Source organism: Pseudomonas sp. HOU2, assembly GCF_040729435.1.
Classification (GTDB): domain Bacteria; phylum Pseudomonadota; class Gammaproteobacteria; order Pseudomonadales; family Pseudomonadaceae; genus Aquipseudomonas.
Genome location: NZ_CP160398.1, coordinates 4959626 through 4973907, shown reverse-complemented (window position 1 = coordinate 4973907; position 14282 = coordinate 4959626). Strand labels below are relative to the sequence as shown.

At 62.1% G+C, this 14282-nt stretch carries 3 protein-coding genes; 2 read left to right on the top strand and 1 reads right to left on the bottom strand.

The features are described 5' to 3' along the window. Nucleotides 1–671: 671 nt before the first annotated feature. Nucleotides 672–10016 carry a retention module-containing protein gene (locus tag ABV589_RS22540; RefSeq protein WP_367083747.1) on the bottom strand — a complete coding sequence of 3115 codons (9345 nt, stop codon included), beginning with the start codon at nucleotides 10014–10016 and terminating at the stop codon, nucleotides 672–674. Nucleotides 10017–10548: 532 nt separating this feature from the next. On the opposite strand from ABV589_RS22540, the gene ABV589_RS22535 reads away from it, so the two are divergent. After that, the gene (locus ABV589_RS22535; RefSeq protein WP_007962570.1) at nucleotides 10549–11907 is read left to right on the top strand and encodes a TolC family outer membrane protein; all 1359 of its coding nucleotides are present in this window, start codon (nucleotides 10549–10551) and stop codon (nucleotides 11905–11907) included. 158 nt (nucleotides 11908–12065) lie between these two features. Beyond that, nucleotides 12066–14228 (top strand): type I secretion system permease/ATPase, encoded by a 2163-nt coding sequence (locus ABV589_RS22530; protein WP_367083745.1) that lies wholly within the window; start codon nucleotides 12066–12068, stop codon nucleotides 14226–14228. Nucleotides 14229–14282 lie beyond the last annotated feature (54 nt).

Genomic DNA, 14282 nt, shown 5'->3' with positions numbered 1-14282 from the left:
CCCCTCGCTACCAAACGATGGGTGGCGGCCATGCGCGGGTTGGTAGACCGGTCGAATTGGCAAAACCCGGCGCTCACGAATGAGCCCCACGCATGACCACCATACAAAGCCGTTCTCAATAAGAGGCAGCATTTGGAGGTGTCGCAAGAACGACAATTCAAGACGGGCTACCAAACCCGATCACTGATTTTCAGTGACAGGGAAACGATACAGCCCGCCCCATAGCCGTGTAAGCCGGCGGATTCTGGCGTACGCGTAGGTAACGGCGCAAGGCGTTGTAGCCGTTATGGCGTAACGGTTCGTGTACTTTAAACATGCTCATGCTAGTTACGTTTACGTGCAGACAGTGGCCGAATAATTCACCCGCGATGTTGATGTTGTTTGCCAGGCCGCTATCGCCAGCAGGCTGGCTCCCACAGTTGGAATGGGTGCATCCAGTCGGGTATTGGTCGGCTCGCAGGCTGGCCCCCCTCCTCTGTAGGAGCTGTCGAGTGCAACGAGGCTGCGATCTTTTGATCTTGTTTGATGACGAAAAGAGCAATGGCAAAAGATCGCAGCCTGCGGCAGCTCCTACAGGGAGATTGGGTGCACCGGCAACACATTCCGTCAGGCAGAAAAAACCCGCCGCCCCGATCAACCGGAGCGGCGGGTTTTGTCGTTTCAGGCCTTGATCACACCGTGTCCACCTTCAGTGAATGATCATTGAGCATCCCGCTGATGATCGTCGCCGTGTCGTGCCCGCCGGCCACCACCCCACCCGCCCCCGGCGTCACGCCGTAGTGGCTGGCAAGGTTGACGCCGGCCAGGTCGATGGTCTGGTTCGGCGTGGCGCCGGCCAGGGCGCTGACGTCGATGCTGGTAAGGACAGAAGCGCCGCTGCCGGTGACGGTGAAGTGCAGGTAGTCGTCGAGCGACGCCGTGGTGCCGTTTTCACCTTGCAGCAGTTGCGACAGGTCGAGCTTGTCGGTGCCGGGGGTGAAGTCGGTGATGGTGTCGTGGCCGCTGTTGCCCTTCAGGTACTGGAAGGTGTCCGCGCCCGGGCCGCCGGTCAGGGTGTTGTTGCCCATGCCGCCGATCAGCAGGTCATCGCCGCCGCCACCGTTGAGGATGTCGTTGCCCAGGCCGCCGTTGATCACGTTGTTATTGTTGTCGCCGGTCAGGGTGTCGTTGAAGTTCGAGCCGACCAGGTTCTCGATATTGCTGATCGTATCGGTGCCGGCGCCGATGGTGTTTTGCGCACCGAGCAGGCCGAGGTTGACCGTGACCCCGGCGGTGGCATGGGCATAGCTGACCGTGTCGATGCCGGTGCCGCCGTCGAGAATGTCATTGCCCGGGCCGCTGTAGAGCAAGTCGTTGCCCGCACCGCCGTGCATCTCGTTGTTGCCGGAACCGGCGGTGAGTACGTCGTTGCCGTCGCCGCCATTGAGGATGTTGTTGCCGGTGCCCGCCACCAGAATGTCATCCCCGGCCGTACCGGTGAGGGTGTGGCCATCCTGATAGGTGATGCTGACGTTGGCGGTGTCGCTGCCGCCATGGTTGTCATTAGCGGTGTAGGTGCCGTGGAAATCCGGCGTCACGTCGTGGGCGCCGGCGTAGTTGACCGTCATCGTCAGTTGATAGTTTTCCGCGGCCGTCGGATTGCTGCCGCTGGTGTTGCTGATGTTGGTCACGTGAATCTGGTAGGTGCCATCGGCGCTGGCAGTGATGGTGCCGCCGTCGGCGATGCTGACGAATGCGCCGCCATTGACCGAGTATTCCATCGTGACGTGACCGGCCGCGAGGTTGTGATCCAGGTTCAGCGTCTCGCCCTGTTTCAGTTTGACGGTGATCAGGTCCTCATCGTTGGCATTGGCGTTGGTCACCGCACCGAGGTAACCGCTGACCACCAGCACGGCGGTCATCGCGGCGGTGTTGGCGGCGAACGCGTTGCGCACGTCGGCCAGGGCCTGGTTGGCCGCGGTGTTGCCGGTGCCGGCGAAGTTGATCGCACCGGTACCGGTAAAGTCCGCACCCTTGGCCGCCCAGCCAGTGTTGAAGGTGGTTGGCGAGGCGTTGAGCGGGTCGCCGTCCGGGTCGCTGTCGTTGGCCAGCAACAGTTCGCCCGGCACCGTGACGCTACTCGACAGCACGTTGGTGATGACGTGGTCGTCCGTCGCCACCGGTGGCGAGTTGGGGATCACTTTCACGGTCAGCGTCGAGCTGGCGAGGTCGCCGTCGTTGTCGCTGAGGGTGAAGCCGATATTCTCGGTGATCACCGTTGTTGTGGTTTTTTGCGAGGTGTAGCTGTAGTCACCGGTGTCGAGGTTGATCACCAGCGTGCCGCTGTTGTTGGTGGCGATGCTGATCGTGTTGTTCACGGTGTTGAACGTGCCGTGATTGGTGCCGCCGGATGCGGTCAACGAACCCTGGCCGCTGTTGGCGCGCGGGTCATAGGTGTAAGTGGTGCCGTCGACCACGATGGATTTGATGAAGCCGCCATCGGCGCCGAAGGTACCGCCCTCGCCCAGCAGCGAACCAGTGACCGGCGCGCCTTCGACGGTGCCCGACAGCACCGAGTTGAGCTGATTGAGATCGGTGACCACCACCGCGTTGGTGTTGGTGTGGCTGATGCCGTCATAGGCCAGCGGGTCGAGGTTGGCGTTGCTCACGCCGCTGCCCAGACCGATCGCGTAGTTCTTGATGTTGTTGGCATCGAGGAAGTTTTTCAGCGCGGCTTCGTCAGCAGCGTTGATGTCGCCTTCGTTGGGTTTGCCGTCGGAGAAGAAGTAGCCGACGTTCTGCGCCCCGGTGAGTTTGCCCGAGGTGTTGAACGCGGACTGCATCACCGCAACGGCGGCGTCGTAGTTGGTACCGCCACCGGCGGTGAGGCCGGCGAGTATGGACTTGGCCGTCGCCACATCGACCCACACCGAAGTCCGGTCAGTGGCATTACTACTGAAGGTGACGAGCTGCACCTTCACATCACCGAGGTCATCGTATTTATCGAGCAAGGCACTGATGGCCTGCTTGGCCAGCGCCAGCCGTGACAGCCCCGGCACACCGGAGGCGTCGGCCATACTGCCGGAGATGTCGAGGACGATCAGCAGGTTGGAATCGATCTCCACCGCCGCCACCGAGCGATCCGACGCCACGGCTTTGGGCACGTCGTCGACGATATTGACCACGATCGTGCTGGTGGTGCTGTTGCCCAGCGCATCGGTGGCTTTGTAGGTGAAGCTTTCGCTCAGGGTATTGGCGCCGTCGTTGGCGTTCGGCGTGGTTTTCGGCGCCGAGGTCAAGGTGTAGGTGTAAGTGCCGTCGGCGTTGAGCTGGATCTGCCCATAAGTGCCGGTGGCGCTGCCGACCAGGGTGTAGGTGAGCGCCCCGCTGCCGCCGGTGACCGCGCCGACCAAGGTGCCGGTGGCGGTTTCGCCGGTGTTGCTCGGGTCGCTGCCGGTGACCGTGCCGGGGGCCAGATCCTGGCCGTCCTTGGTCAGGTCGAGGGCTTTTTCGTAGACCGTCACGTCCTGATCGACCGACGCCACCAGTTTGCTGTCGGCAACGTTGATGGTAATGGTGGTGGTGCTTTCGTCGCCGTCACCGTCGCGGATGGTGTAGGTGAACGTGTCGGTGGCGCCCGGCGGGTTCACCGAGTTCGGGTTGCTGTGGTAGATGGCGTTGCCCGCCGCGTCCAGAGTCAGGTAGCCGTAGGCGCCGTTGATGTTGCTGTTGAGGCCGCCGATCGCCGAGGTCGCGGTGTTGCTGCCGGCGCGCACGCCGACCACTGCCCCGCCTGCCGCTGCACCATCGGCGCCGGTCACATCGTTACCGAGCACGCTGAGGTTGACCGTACCGCCCTCCGCCACCGAGCCGGTGTCGGCCTTGGCGGTCGGCAGGTCATCGATGATGTTGACGTTGATCTGGCCGCTGGCGGTACTGCCATCGGTGTCCGTCGCGACCACGTTGAAGTTTTCGGTGAGGCTGTTGGCGCCGTTACCGGTCGGGTGGTTTTCGTTGTCCACCAGGGTGTAGCTGTAGCTGACCACGCCGGTCGCCGGGTTGTAACCGGTGATGGTGAACGTGCTGCCCAGCGGCGACACCACCGATTGCGGGAAGCCTGCGGCAACCCCGTTGGTCACGACGGCAATGCCACCGACGGTGAGGGTTTGCAGGCCATCCAGGGCCGTGACGGTGAAGGTACCGCTCTGGGTCAGCGCCGGAGTATCGGGGCTGGTGCCGTCACTGAGGTTTTTCTCGTAGACGGTGAGCTCGCCGCCATTGACGTCGAGGCCGTTGAGCACCACCGGATCGTCGTTGTTGTGGATGTTCAGCACCAGGTTGGCGGTGCTGGTATCGCCGTCGGCATCGGTGAGCGTGTAGGTGAATGTCTCAGTGCCGTTTCCACCGCCGTGCAGCGCCTTGAAATCGGCGTCAGCCGGGTTGAGCGTGTAGGTGTAAGTGCCGTTGGCGTTGAGCACCAGCGTGCCGTAAGTCCCGGTGAACGTACCGGCGGTGATCGGCCCGGCATTCGGTCCGGTGGCGACCACGTCCGCGCCTTGCACGTCGTTAGTCAGCACGTTACCGGTCAGAGTCAGCTGGGTTTCCGAGGCGCTGGTGGCGTTACTGTCGTTCATCGCCTTGGGCACGTCATCGACGATGCTGACGACGATGGTGCTGGTGACCACATTGCCCAGCGAGTCGGTCGCCTGATAGGTGAAGGTTTCAGTCAGGGTATTGGCCCCGTCGTCGGCATGCGGCGTGGTGGTCGCGGGTGAGGTCAGGGTGTAGGTGTAAGTGCCGTTGGGGTTGAGCACGATCTGTCCGTAGTTGCCGGTGGCACTGCCGACCAGCGCATAGCTGATGGCGCCGACCGCACCGGTGACCGAACCGACCAGTGTGCCGGAGGCGGTTTCGCCGGTGCTGGTCGGATCGCTGCCGATGACCGTACCGGGGGCCAGATCGGCGCCGTCCTTGGTCAGGTCGAGGGCTTTTTCGTAGACGGTGACGTCGGTATCGCTGGTCGCATTCAGCTTGCTGTTGGCGACATCGATGGTGATGGTGGTGGTGCTTTCATCGCCATCGGAATCGCGCACGGTGTAGGTGAACACATCCACCGCACCGGGGCCGTTCACGGCATTGGGGTTGCTGTGATAGACCGCGTTGCCGTTGGCATCCAGCGTCAGGTAACCGTAGGTGCCATTGATGTTGCTGTTGAGGCCGCCGATGGCCGAGGTCGAGGTGTCGGAGCCGGCGCGCACACCGACCACCGCGCCGGTCACGGCCGGGCCGTCGGCGCCGCCGATGTCATTGTCGAGCACGTTGCCGCTGACGGTGCCGCCCTCCGCCACCGAGGCGGAATCGGCGTGCGCACTCGGCAAGTCATCGATGATGTTGACATTGATCTGGCCGCTGGCGGTGCTGCCGTCAGTGTCAGTCGCCACCACGTTGAAGTTCTCGGTGATGCTGTTGGCGCCGTTGCCGTTGGGATGGGTTTCGTTTTCGACCAGGGTGTAGCTGTAGCTGACCACGCCGGTCGTCGGGTTGTAGCCGGTGATCGTCAGCGTGCTACCCAGCGGCGTGACGACCGATTGCGGGAAGCCTGCCGCGACACCACCGGTGACGACGTTGATGCCGCCCACGGTCAGGGTTTGCAAGCCGTCGAGGGCCGTTACCGTGAAGGTGCCGCTCTGAGTCAGCGCCGGTGCATCGGGGCTGGTGCCGTCGCTGAGGTTTTTCTCGTAGACAGTGAGTTCGCCGCCATTGACGTCGAGACCGTTGAGGATCACCGGATCGTCGTTGTTGTGGATCTGCAGGACGAGGTTGGCGGTGCTGGTATCGCCGTCCGAATCGGTGATGGTGTAGGTGAAATTTTCAGTGCCGTTGCCGCCGCCGTGCAGGTTCTTGAAGTCAGCGTCAGAGGTGTTCAGCGTGTAGGTGTAGGTGCCGTCGGTGTGCAGTTCCAGGGTGCCGTAGGTGCCGGTGAACGTGCCGGCGGTGACCGGGCCTGTCGGTACGCGGTCGGCGCCTTGCACGTCGTTGGCCAGGACGTTGCCGGTCAGGATTAACTGGCTTTCCGACGCGGTGGTGGCGTTGCTGTCGTTCACTGCTTTTGGCAGGTCGTCGATGATGTTGACGTCGAGGGTGGCGTTGGCAGTGGTGCCGTTGTCGTCCACCACGGTGACGGCGAACTGTTCAGGCAGATTGTTGGCGCCGTTGGCGGTCGGGTGTGCCTCGTTGTCGACCAGAGTGTAGCTGTAGCTGACGACACCGGTGGTGGCGTTGAATCCGGTGATGGTCAAGGTGCTGCCGAGCGGTGTGGTGACCGATTGCGGGAAGCCTGCGGCTACGCCGTTGGTGACCACCGCAATGCCGCCGACGGTCAGCGTGGTGACGCCGTCCAGAGCGGTGATGGTGAAGGTGCCGCTCTGGGTCAGCGCGTTAGCATCAGGCGCACTGCCGTCGCTGAGATTTTTCTCGTAGACGGTGAGTTCGCCGCCGTTTACATCCAGGCCGCTGATGATCACCGGATCGTCGTTGTTGTGGATCTGCAAGACGAGGTTGGCGGTGCTGGTATCGCCGTCCGAATCGGTGATGGTGTAGGTGAAATTTTCAGTGCCGTTGCCGCCGCCGTGCAGGTTCTTGAAGTCGGCGTCAGTGGTGTTCAGCGTGTAGGTATAGGTGCCGTCGGTGTGCAGTTCGAGGGTGCCGTAGGTGCCGGTGAACGTACCGGCGGTAACCGGGCCGGTGGGCACGCGGTCGGCGCCCTGAACATCGTTGGTCAGCACATTGCCGGTGAGGGTCAGATTGGTCTCTGACGCGGTATTGGCGTTGCTGTCGTTCACGGCTTTTGGCAGGTCGTCGATGATGTTCACATCGAGGGTTGCGTTAGCGGTGGTGCCGTTGTCGTCCACTACGGTGACGGCGAACTGCTCGGGCAGGTTGTTGGCGCCGTTGGCGGTTGGGTGGGCGTCGTTGTGATCCAACGTGTAGCTGTAACTCACAACACCCGTAGTGGCGTTGAAACCGGTGATGGTCAGCGTGCTGCCGAGCGGTGTGGTGACCGATTGCGGGAAGCCTGCGGCTACGCCGTTGGTGACCACCGCAATGCCACCGACGGTCAGCGTGGTGACGCCGTCCAGAGCGGTGATCGTAAACGTGCCACTTTGAGTCAGCGCACTGGCATCAGGCGCGCTACCGGTGCTGAGGTTTTTTTCGTAAACCGTCAGCTCGCCGCCGTTTACGTCGAGGCCACTGATGACCACCGGATCGTCGTTGTTGTGGATCTGCAGCACCAGATTGGCGGTGCTGGTATCGCCGTCCGAATCGGTGATGGTGTAGGTGAAATTTTCAGTGCCGTTGCCGCCGCCGTGCAGGTTCTTGAAGTCGGCGTCGGTGGTGTTCAGCGTGTAGGTATAGGTGCCGTCGGTGTGCAGTTCGAGGGTGCCGTAGGTGCCGGTGAAAGTCCCGGCGGTGACCGGGCCGGTCGGTACGCGGTCGGCGCCTTGTACGTCGTTGGTCAGGACGTTGCCGGTCAGCGTGAGGTTGGTTTCTGACGCGGTGCCGGTGTTGCTGTCATCCACTGCTTTAGGAAGATCATCGACCACATTCACATCAAGCGTGGCGTTGGCAGTGGTGCCGTTGTCGTCGACCACCGTGACGCCGAACTGTTCGGAAAGCGAGTTGGCGCCATTGGCAGTCGGATGCGCATCGTTGTGATCGAGGGTGTAGCTGTAGCTGACGACACCGGTTGCTGCGTTGAAACCAGTGATGGTCAGGGTGCTGCCCAATGGTGTAGTCACCGATTGCGGGAAGCCTGCCGCCACGCCATTCGTCACGACAGCGATACCACCCACTGTCAGCGTGGTAACACCGTCCAGAGCGGTGATGGTGAAGGTGCCGCTTTGAGTCAGTGCGTTGGCATCAGGCGCACTACCGGTACCGAGGTTTTTCTCGTAGACGGTCAGTTCGCCGCCGTTCACATCCAGGCCGCTGATGATCACTGGATCGTCGTTGTTATGGATCTGCAACACCAGATTCGCAGTGCTGGTATCACCGTCCGAATCGGTGATGGTGTAGGTGAAGGTCTCGGTACCGTTACCGCCGCCGTGCAGGTTTTTGAAGTCGGCGTCGGTCGGGTTGAGCGTGTAGGTGTAGGTGCCGTCAGTGTGCAGTTCCAGCGTGCCGTAGGTGCCGGTGAACGTACCGGCGGTGACCGGGCCTGTCGGCACGCGGTCCGCGCCTTGCACGTCGTTGGTCAGGACATTGCCGGTCAGGGTCAGACTGGTTTCCGAGGCAGTGCCGGTGTTGCTGTCGTTCACCGCTTTGGGCAGGTCGTCGACCACATTGACGTCGAGGGTCGCATTGGCCGTCGTGCCGTTGTCGTCCACCACGGTGACGGCAAATTGCTCTGGCAAGGTGTTGGCGCCGTTGCCGGTTGGATGCGCGTCATTGTGATCGAGGGTGTAGCTGTAACTCACCACGCCGGTGGTGGCGTTGAAACCGGTGATGGTCAGCGTGCTGCCCAACGGCGTGGTGACCGATTGAGGGAAGCCTGCGGCCACGCCATTGGTCACTACGGCAATGCCACCCACAGTCAGCGTGGTGACACCATCCAGTGCGGTGATGGTAAACGTGCCGCTCTGGGTCAGTGCGTTGGAATCCGGCTCGCTGCCAGTGCCGAGGTTTTTCTCATAGACCGTCAGCTCGCCACCATCGACGTTCAAGCCATTGATCAGCACCGGATCGTCGTTGTTGTGAATCTGCAAAACCAGATTCGCAGTGCTGGTATCGCCGTCCGAATCGGTGATGGTGTAGGTGAAGGTTTCGGTGCCATTGCCACCGCCGTGCAGGTTTTTGAAGTCTGCGTCGGTGGTGTTGAGCGTGTAGGTGTAAGTGCCGTCAGTGTGCAGTTCCAGGGTGCCGTAGGTGCCGGTGAACGTACCGGCGGTGACCGGGCCGGTGGGTACACGGTCGGCGCCTTGCACGTCGTTGGTCAGCACGTTGCCGGTCAGGGTCAGCAGGGTTTCCGAGGCGGTGTTGGCGTTACTGTCATTCACCGCTTTGGGCACGTCGTCGATGATGTTGACGTCGAGCGAGCCGGTGGCGCTGTCACCATTGCTGTCGCCTGCGGTCACGGTGAAATGTTCGCTGAGGCTGTTGGCACCGTCACCGGCCGGATGGGCGTCGTTGCCGTTGAGGGTGTAGCTGTAGCTGACGACTCCGGTCGCGGCGTTGTAGCCGGTGATGGTCAGGGTGTTGCCCAGTTGTGTGGTGATCGACTGCGGAAAACCCGCCGCCACGCCACCGCTGATCACGTTGATGCCGCCGATGTTCAGGCTGCTCAGGCCATCCGGCGCCGACACCGTAAAGCTGCCGCTCTGGGTCAGCGCGCCGGGGTTGGCGGAGGAGCCGGCAGGCAGGTTGGCTTCGTTGAGGGTCAGCTCACCGCCAGGCACGGCAAGGCCACTGAGGGTCACCGGATTGTTGACCGGCGGCGGCACGATTGGCGTGTTGTCGCCATTGTCGATGACGACGTTATGGCGCTCTTCAGGAAACTCTGGGATGCCGTTGAAACCGGCGGTCGGGAAGCCAATGACCGGGTCCACACGCCCACCGACTTCCGTCAGCAGCACAAAACTGTGACCGCCACCCAACTCACCCGGCACGCCGCCCGGTGCATTCGGGCCGGCGGCGGTGGCCTCTGCCGCTTTGGTCGGGTCTTCGCCGGCAGCGATGGCTTTCTGAATCTGCTCGACGTCCGTCAGTTGTGCTTCGCTGGGGGTCAGCGCTTCAGGGGAATCGACATGTACGGCCTGATTGGCCAGCAGTTGCCCGGACAGGGTCATGCTGCTGTCGCGGCCCAGGGTCAACTCGTGACCATTTTGCAGATGAATGGCGACGGCACCTTCTGCCCCGGTGATCACTTGATCGCCGGCAAACAAGCGGTCGCCCTCGACCAGGGCGCGGCGCGTGCCGTCGGTGCCCTGCGCAAAAACCTGACCAATGACTTTAGTGACGATCCCGATGAGCGTTGCCATGTGAAATTCCTCCGCTGCCGACCACCGTCGGCACTGGTTCGCGAAGCAGCCCATGGCTCAAGCGGGTTGCCGGGGTGACGCTCGCACCTCGACAGTTCGTTTCGCGGGTTGCGCAGAAAAGGAAACTTCAGTGCTTTCAAGCACTTCGGCGTCCTGATCGATGCGGTTAGCCCACTAACGCTACGTAACGGTGGTGAATCACCTGAGTGACAAAAATCTGTCGCTCGTTTGCCGCTACGCGTCCCTCCCCTTCAGCAGTACTTCGCCGTATGTCGCAAAGTGAGTGGAACTTTCCTCAAGCCTTTTTGTGCTCCCTAAAGCGCATGAAACAAAGGCTTTCGCCCTGAACAATGTGCCGGTTTTCGCCAAGCGCATAAGTTTTTTTCGGCATAAGCCTTATGAAAATTTTTTCTTAGCTACGCTTCAGGATGTTCTTAGCTCTGTTGTTACAAGAGTGAAACGCTTACACCTCAAATTATCGTCAAATATTTGGCGACAGTAACGCACCATCAGGACCAGGGAGATGCACCCCATGCGCGTTTTAACCCCCCTCTGCAGCGCGGTTTTGCTGGCCATGGCTTGCACTTCCCAAGCCCAGGCCATGAACCTGACCGAAGCGATTCAAAGCACCATCGCCACCCACCCGGATCTCGCCTCGCGCGTGGACGCCAAACTGTCCGCCGATGAACAGGTGAAAGTGGCCAAGGGTGGCTTCTATCCGTCCGTCGATTTGAATGCCGCTTACGGGCGCGGTTACAGCGACAACACCAATACCCGGGCTTTCGGTAATCACCACACCGAAATCCTCAATTACACCCAGTCGGAACTGCGCCTGCGGCAGATGATCTTCGACGGCTTCAACACCGCCAACGAGGTCGAGCGCACCAAGGGCGTGTCCAACTCGCGCGCCTATTACGCACAGGGCACCGCTCAGGATCTGGCGCTGCGCACCATCGAGGTCTACCTCGAAGTGCTCAAGCGCCGTGAACTGGTGACCCTGGCCAGGAACAACCTGCAAGCGCACTTGCGCGTGAATGACCAGATCGGCCTGCGCACCCAGCGCGGCATCGGCAGCACCGCCGACTCCGATCAATCGGTGGCCCGTAAGGCGCTGGCGCAAAACAACCTCGACACTGCCGAGGTCGATCTGGCGGATGCCGAATCGAACTTCTACGCCGTGGTCGGACGCATGCCCGATGAGCTGGAAGCGCCACCGTCGACTCGCGGCGAAATCCCCACCAGCCTGCCGGAAGCCCAGCAGAGCATGGTCGAGAACAACCCGTACCTGAAATCCGCGCAGGCGGACGTGCAGTCAGCCGAGAGCCAGTACGAAGTCGCCAAATCGCCGTTCTACCCGCGTTTCGACGCCGAAGCGGCGGTGGGTGCGAACAACAACGTGCAAGGCGATGAAGGCCACGACAACGAATGGCGCGTCGGCGTGATCATGAATTACAACCTGTTCCGCGGCGGCAGCGACAAGGCCCGTCTGGCGTCCGATGCGCACCAGATCAACCAGGCGATGGACATTCGCAACAACGCCCTGCGCCAGTTGAACGAGAACATTCACCTGGCCTGGAACGCGATGGTCAACGCGAACAAGCAGACCCCGACCGCCCGCGAATACGCCGAGACCACCAAGCGTGTACGCGCGGCGTATCAGGATCAGTTCGGCCTCGGACAACGCACCCTGCTCGACTTGCTCGACAGTGAAAACGAGCTCTACAACGCTAACCGCCGCTACACCGAAATCCGCTACACCGAGGAATATTCGATGTACCGCGTGCTGGCGAACATGGGCCAGTTGCTGAGCAAGCAACGGGTGGTTCTGCCGGCGGATGCGATCGCAGCGACCGAAGTCAAAAACGAAGCACGCCTGCCTGAGCTGAAGTAAGTCCCACGATCCATTGTGGCGAGGGAGCTTGCTCCCGCTGGGTTGCGCAGTGACCCCAAAGATTTGAGCAGCAATGAGTTCCATGGGGCTGCTGCGCAGCCATCGGGGATAAATCCCCTCGCCACAAGGTTGGACCAGTCATTACAGGGGCGATCAATATGACCAGCATGGCCGAAGGCGGACACACCGGGATCGATCCGCGGCTGAGCTTCGATGACCCGTTGCTCGACGGTCTGTTGATCCTCTGCAAGCTCCACGGCGCGACGGTCAGTCGCGCCAGCCTGAGTGCCGGGCTGCCTCTGAACAAGCAACGTCTGAGCCTGGACCTGCTGCCCCGCGCAGCGGCCCGGGCCGGTTTGCAGGCGCGTTTGTTGCGCCGCGAGCTGAAGGATATTTCTACGCTGAATCTGCCGATCCTGTTGCTGCTCAAGGATGGGCGCACCGCCGTGCTGCGACGGTTCGCCGACGACGGCAAGGCGCTGATCCTGCCCAGCGAAGCCGATGGTGGCGAGCAATGGGTCGAGCGCGAAGAACTCGCCGAACACTACAGCGGCCAGGCCTTGTTCGCCCGTCCGCGCCACGAACTCGAAGACTTGCGGTCACCGCTGGTGCCGCGGGTGCATGCCTGGTTTCGCGACACGCTGAAGCTGTCGAAATGGCTGTACAGCGATGCAATTCTCGCCAGTTTCCTGATCAACCTGCTGGGCCTGATGGTGCCGCTGTTCGTCATGCAGACCTACGACCGCGTGGTGCCGAATCAGGCCACGTCGACCCTGTGGGTGTTGGCGATCGGCCTGCTGATCGGCACCGGTTTCGAACTGGTGTTGCGGGTGGTGCGCGCGCACCTGCTGGACACTGCCGGCAAGAAAACCGATGTGATCCTTTCCGCGACTTTATTTGAACGCATCACCGGCATGTCGATGAAAGCGCGGCCGGCAACCATTGGCGGTTTCGCCCAGAGCATTCATGACTTTCAGGGCCTGCGCGAATTCCTCACCGCCGTGACCCTGACCAGCCTGATCGACCTGCCCTTCGTGGTGTTGATGCTGGTGGTGATCGGCCTGCTCGGCGGCTGGCTGGTGGTGATTCCGCTGCTGGCGTTTCCGCTCACGATCATTTTTGCCCTGGCGATTCAGGTCCGCCTGCGTGACACCGTGCAGAAAAGCCTGAGCCTCGGTGCCGAACGGCAGGCGCTGCTGATCGAAACCCTCGGCGGCCTGGAAACCCTCAAGGCCTGCAGCGCCGAAAGCGAGCGCCAGCACAAATGGGAAAGCACCCACGGCGCCCTCACCCGCCTCGACAGCCACGCGCGCAATCTTTCGGCGCTGGCGACCAACGGCACGCTGTTCATTCAGCAGTTTTCCGGGATGGCGACGATTGTCGCCGGGGTCTACAGCATCATCGCCGGCAACCTCAGCGTCGGTGCGCTGGTCGCCAGCTACATGCTCGGCAGCCGGGTGCTCGCGCCATTGGGACAGATCGCCGGGCTGATCACCCGCTACCAGCAAGCGCAACTGACCATGAAAAGCACCGACGCACTGATGGGCCTGCCCCAGGAGCGCGACGGCAAGCAGCGGCCACTGGAACGCACGCAACTGCAAGGTGCGCTGGACGTCAGTGGCGTGACCTTTCACTACAACGGCCAGAATGCACCGGCGCTGAGCAACGTCAGCTTCAGCATGAAACCCGGCGAGCGGATCGGCATCATCGGCCGCAGCGGCTCGGGCAAAAGCACCCTGGCGCGGCTGGTGATGGGCTTCTATGAACCCGAGGAAGGCCAGTTGCTGCTCGACGGTCTCGACCTGCGGCAACTGGATGTCGCCGACCTGCGCCAGCAGATCGGGTATGTCGCCCACGACCTGCCGCTTTTGGCCGGCAGCCTGCGCGACAACCTGACCCTCGGCGCCCGCTACATCAGCGATTCACGCATGCTCGAAGTCGCCGAACTGACCGGCGTCACCGAACTGGCGCGCCAGCATCCGCAAGGTTTCGACCGGCCGGTAGGCGAACGCGGCCAATTACTTTCCGGCGGCCAGCGCCAAGCGGTGTTACTGGCCCGGGCGTTGCTGCTCGACCCACCGATCATGCTGCTCGACGAACCCACCAGCGCCATGGACAACAGCAGCGAAGACCTGCTGCGCCAGAAGCTGCACGGCTGGGTGCAAGGCAAGACGCTGCTGCTGGTCACCCACCGCACCTCGATGCTGAGCCTGGTGGATCGGCTGCTGGTACTGGACAACGGCCGGGTCGTCGCCGACGGCCCGAAAGAAGCGGTCATCGATGCACTGCGCAAAGGCCGGGTCGGCTCGGCGGCGGTTTAGTCGATGCAACATAAACCTGCGGCCACCTACTGTCTGTGGCGAGGGAGCTTGCTC

What these genes read in the sequence shown, in the direction of transcription:
- ABV589_RS22540 (WP_367083747.1), bottom strand. Translation starts at nt 10,016, where the DNA reads ATGGCAACGCTCATCGGGATCGTCACTAAAGTCATTGGTCAGGTTTTT.
- ABV589_RS22535 (WP_007962570.1), top strand. Translation starts at nt 10,549, where the DNA reads ATGCGCGTTTTAACCCCCCTCTGCAGCGCGGTTTTGCTGGCCATGGCT.
- ABV589_RS22530 (WP_367083745.1), top strand. Translation starts at nt 12,066, where the DNA reads ATGACCAGCATGGCCGAAGGCGGACACACCGGGATCGATCCGCGGCTG.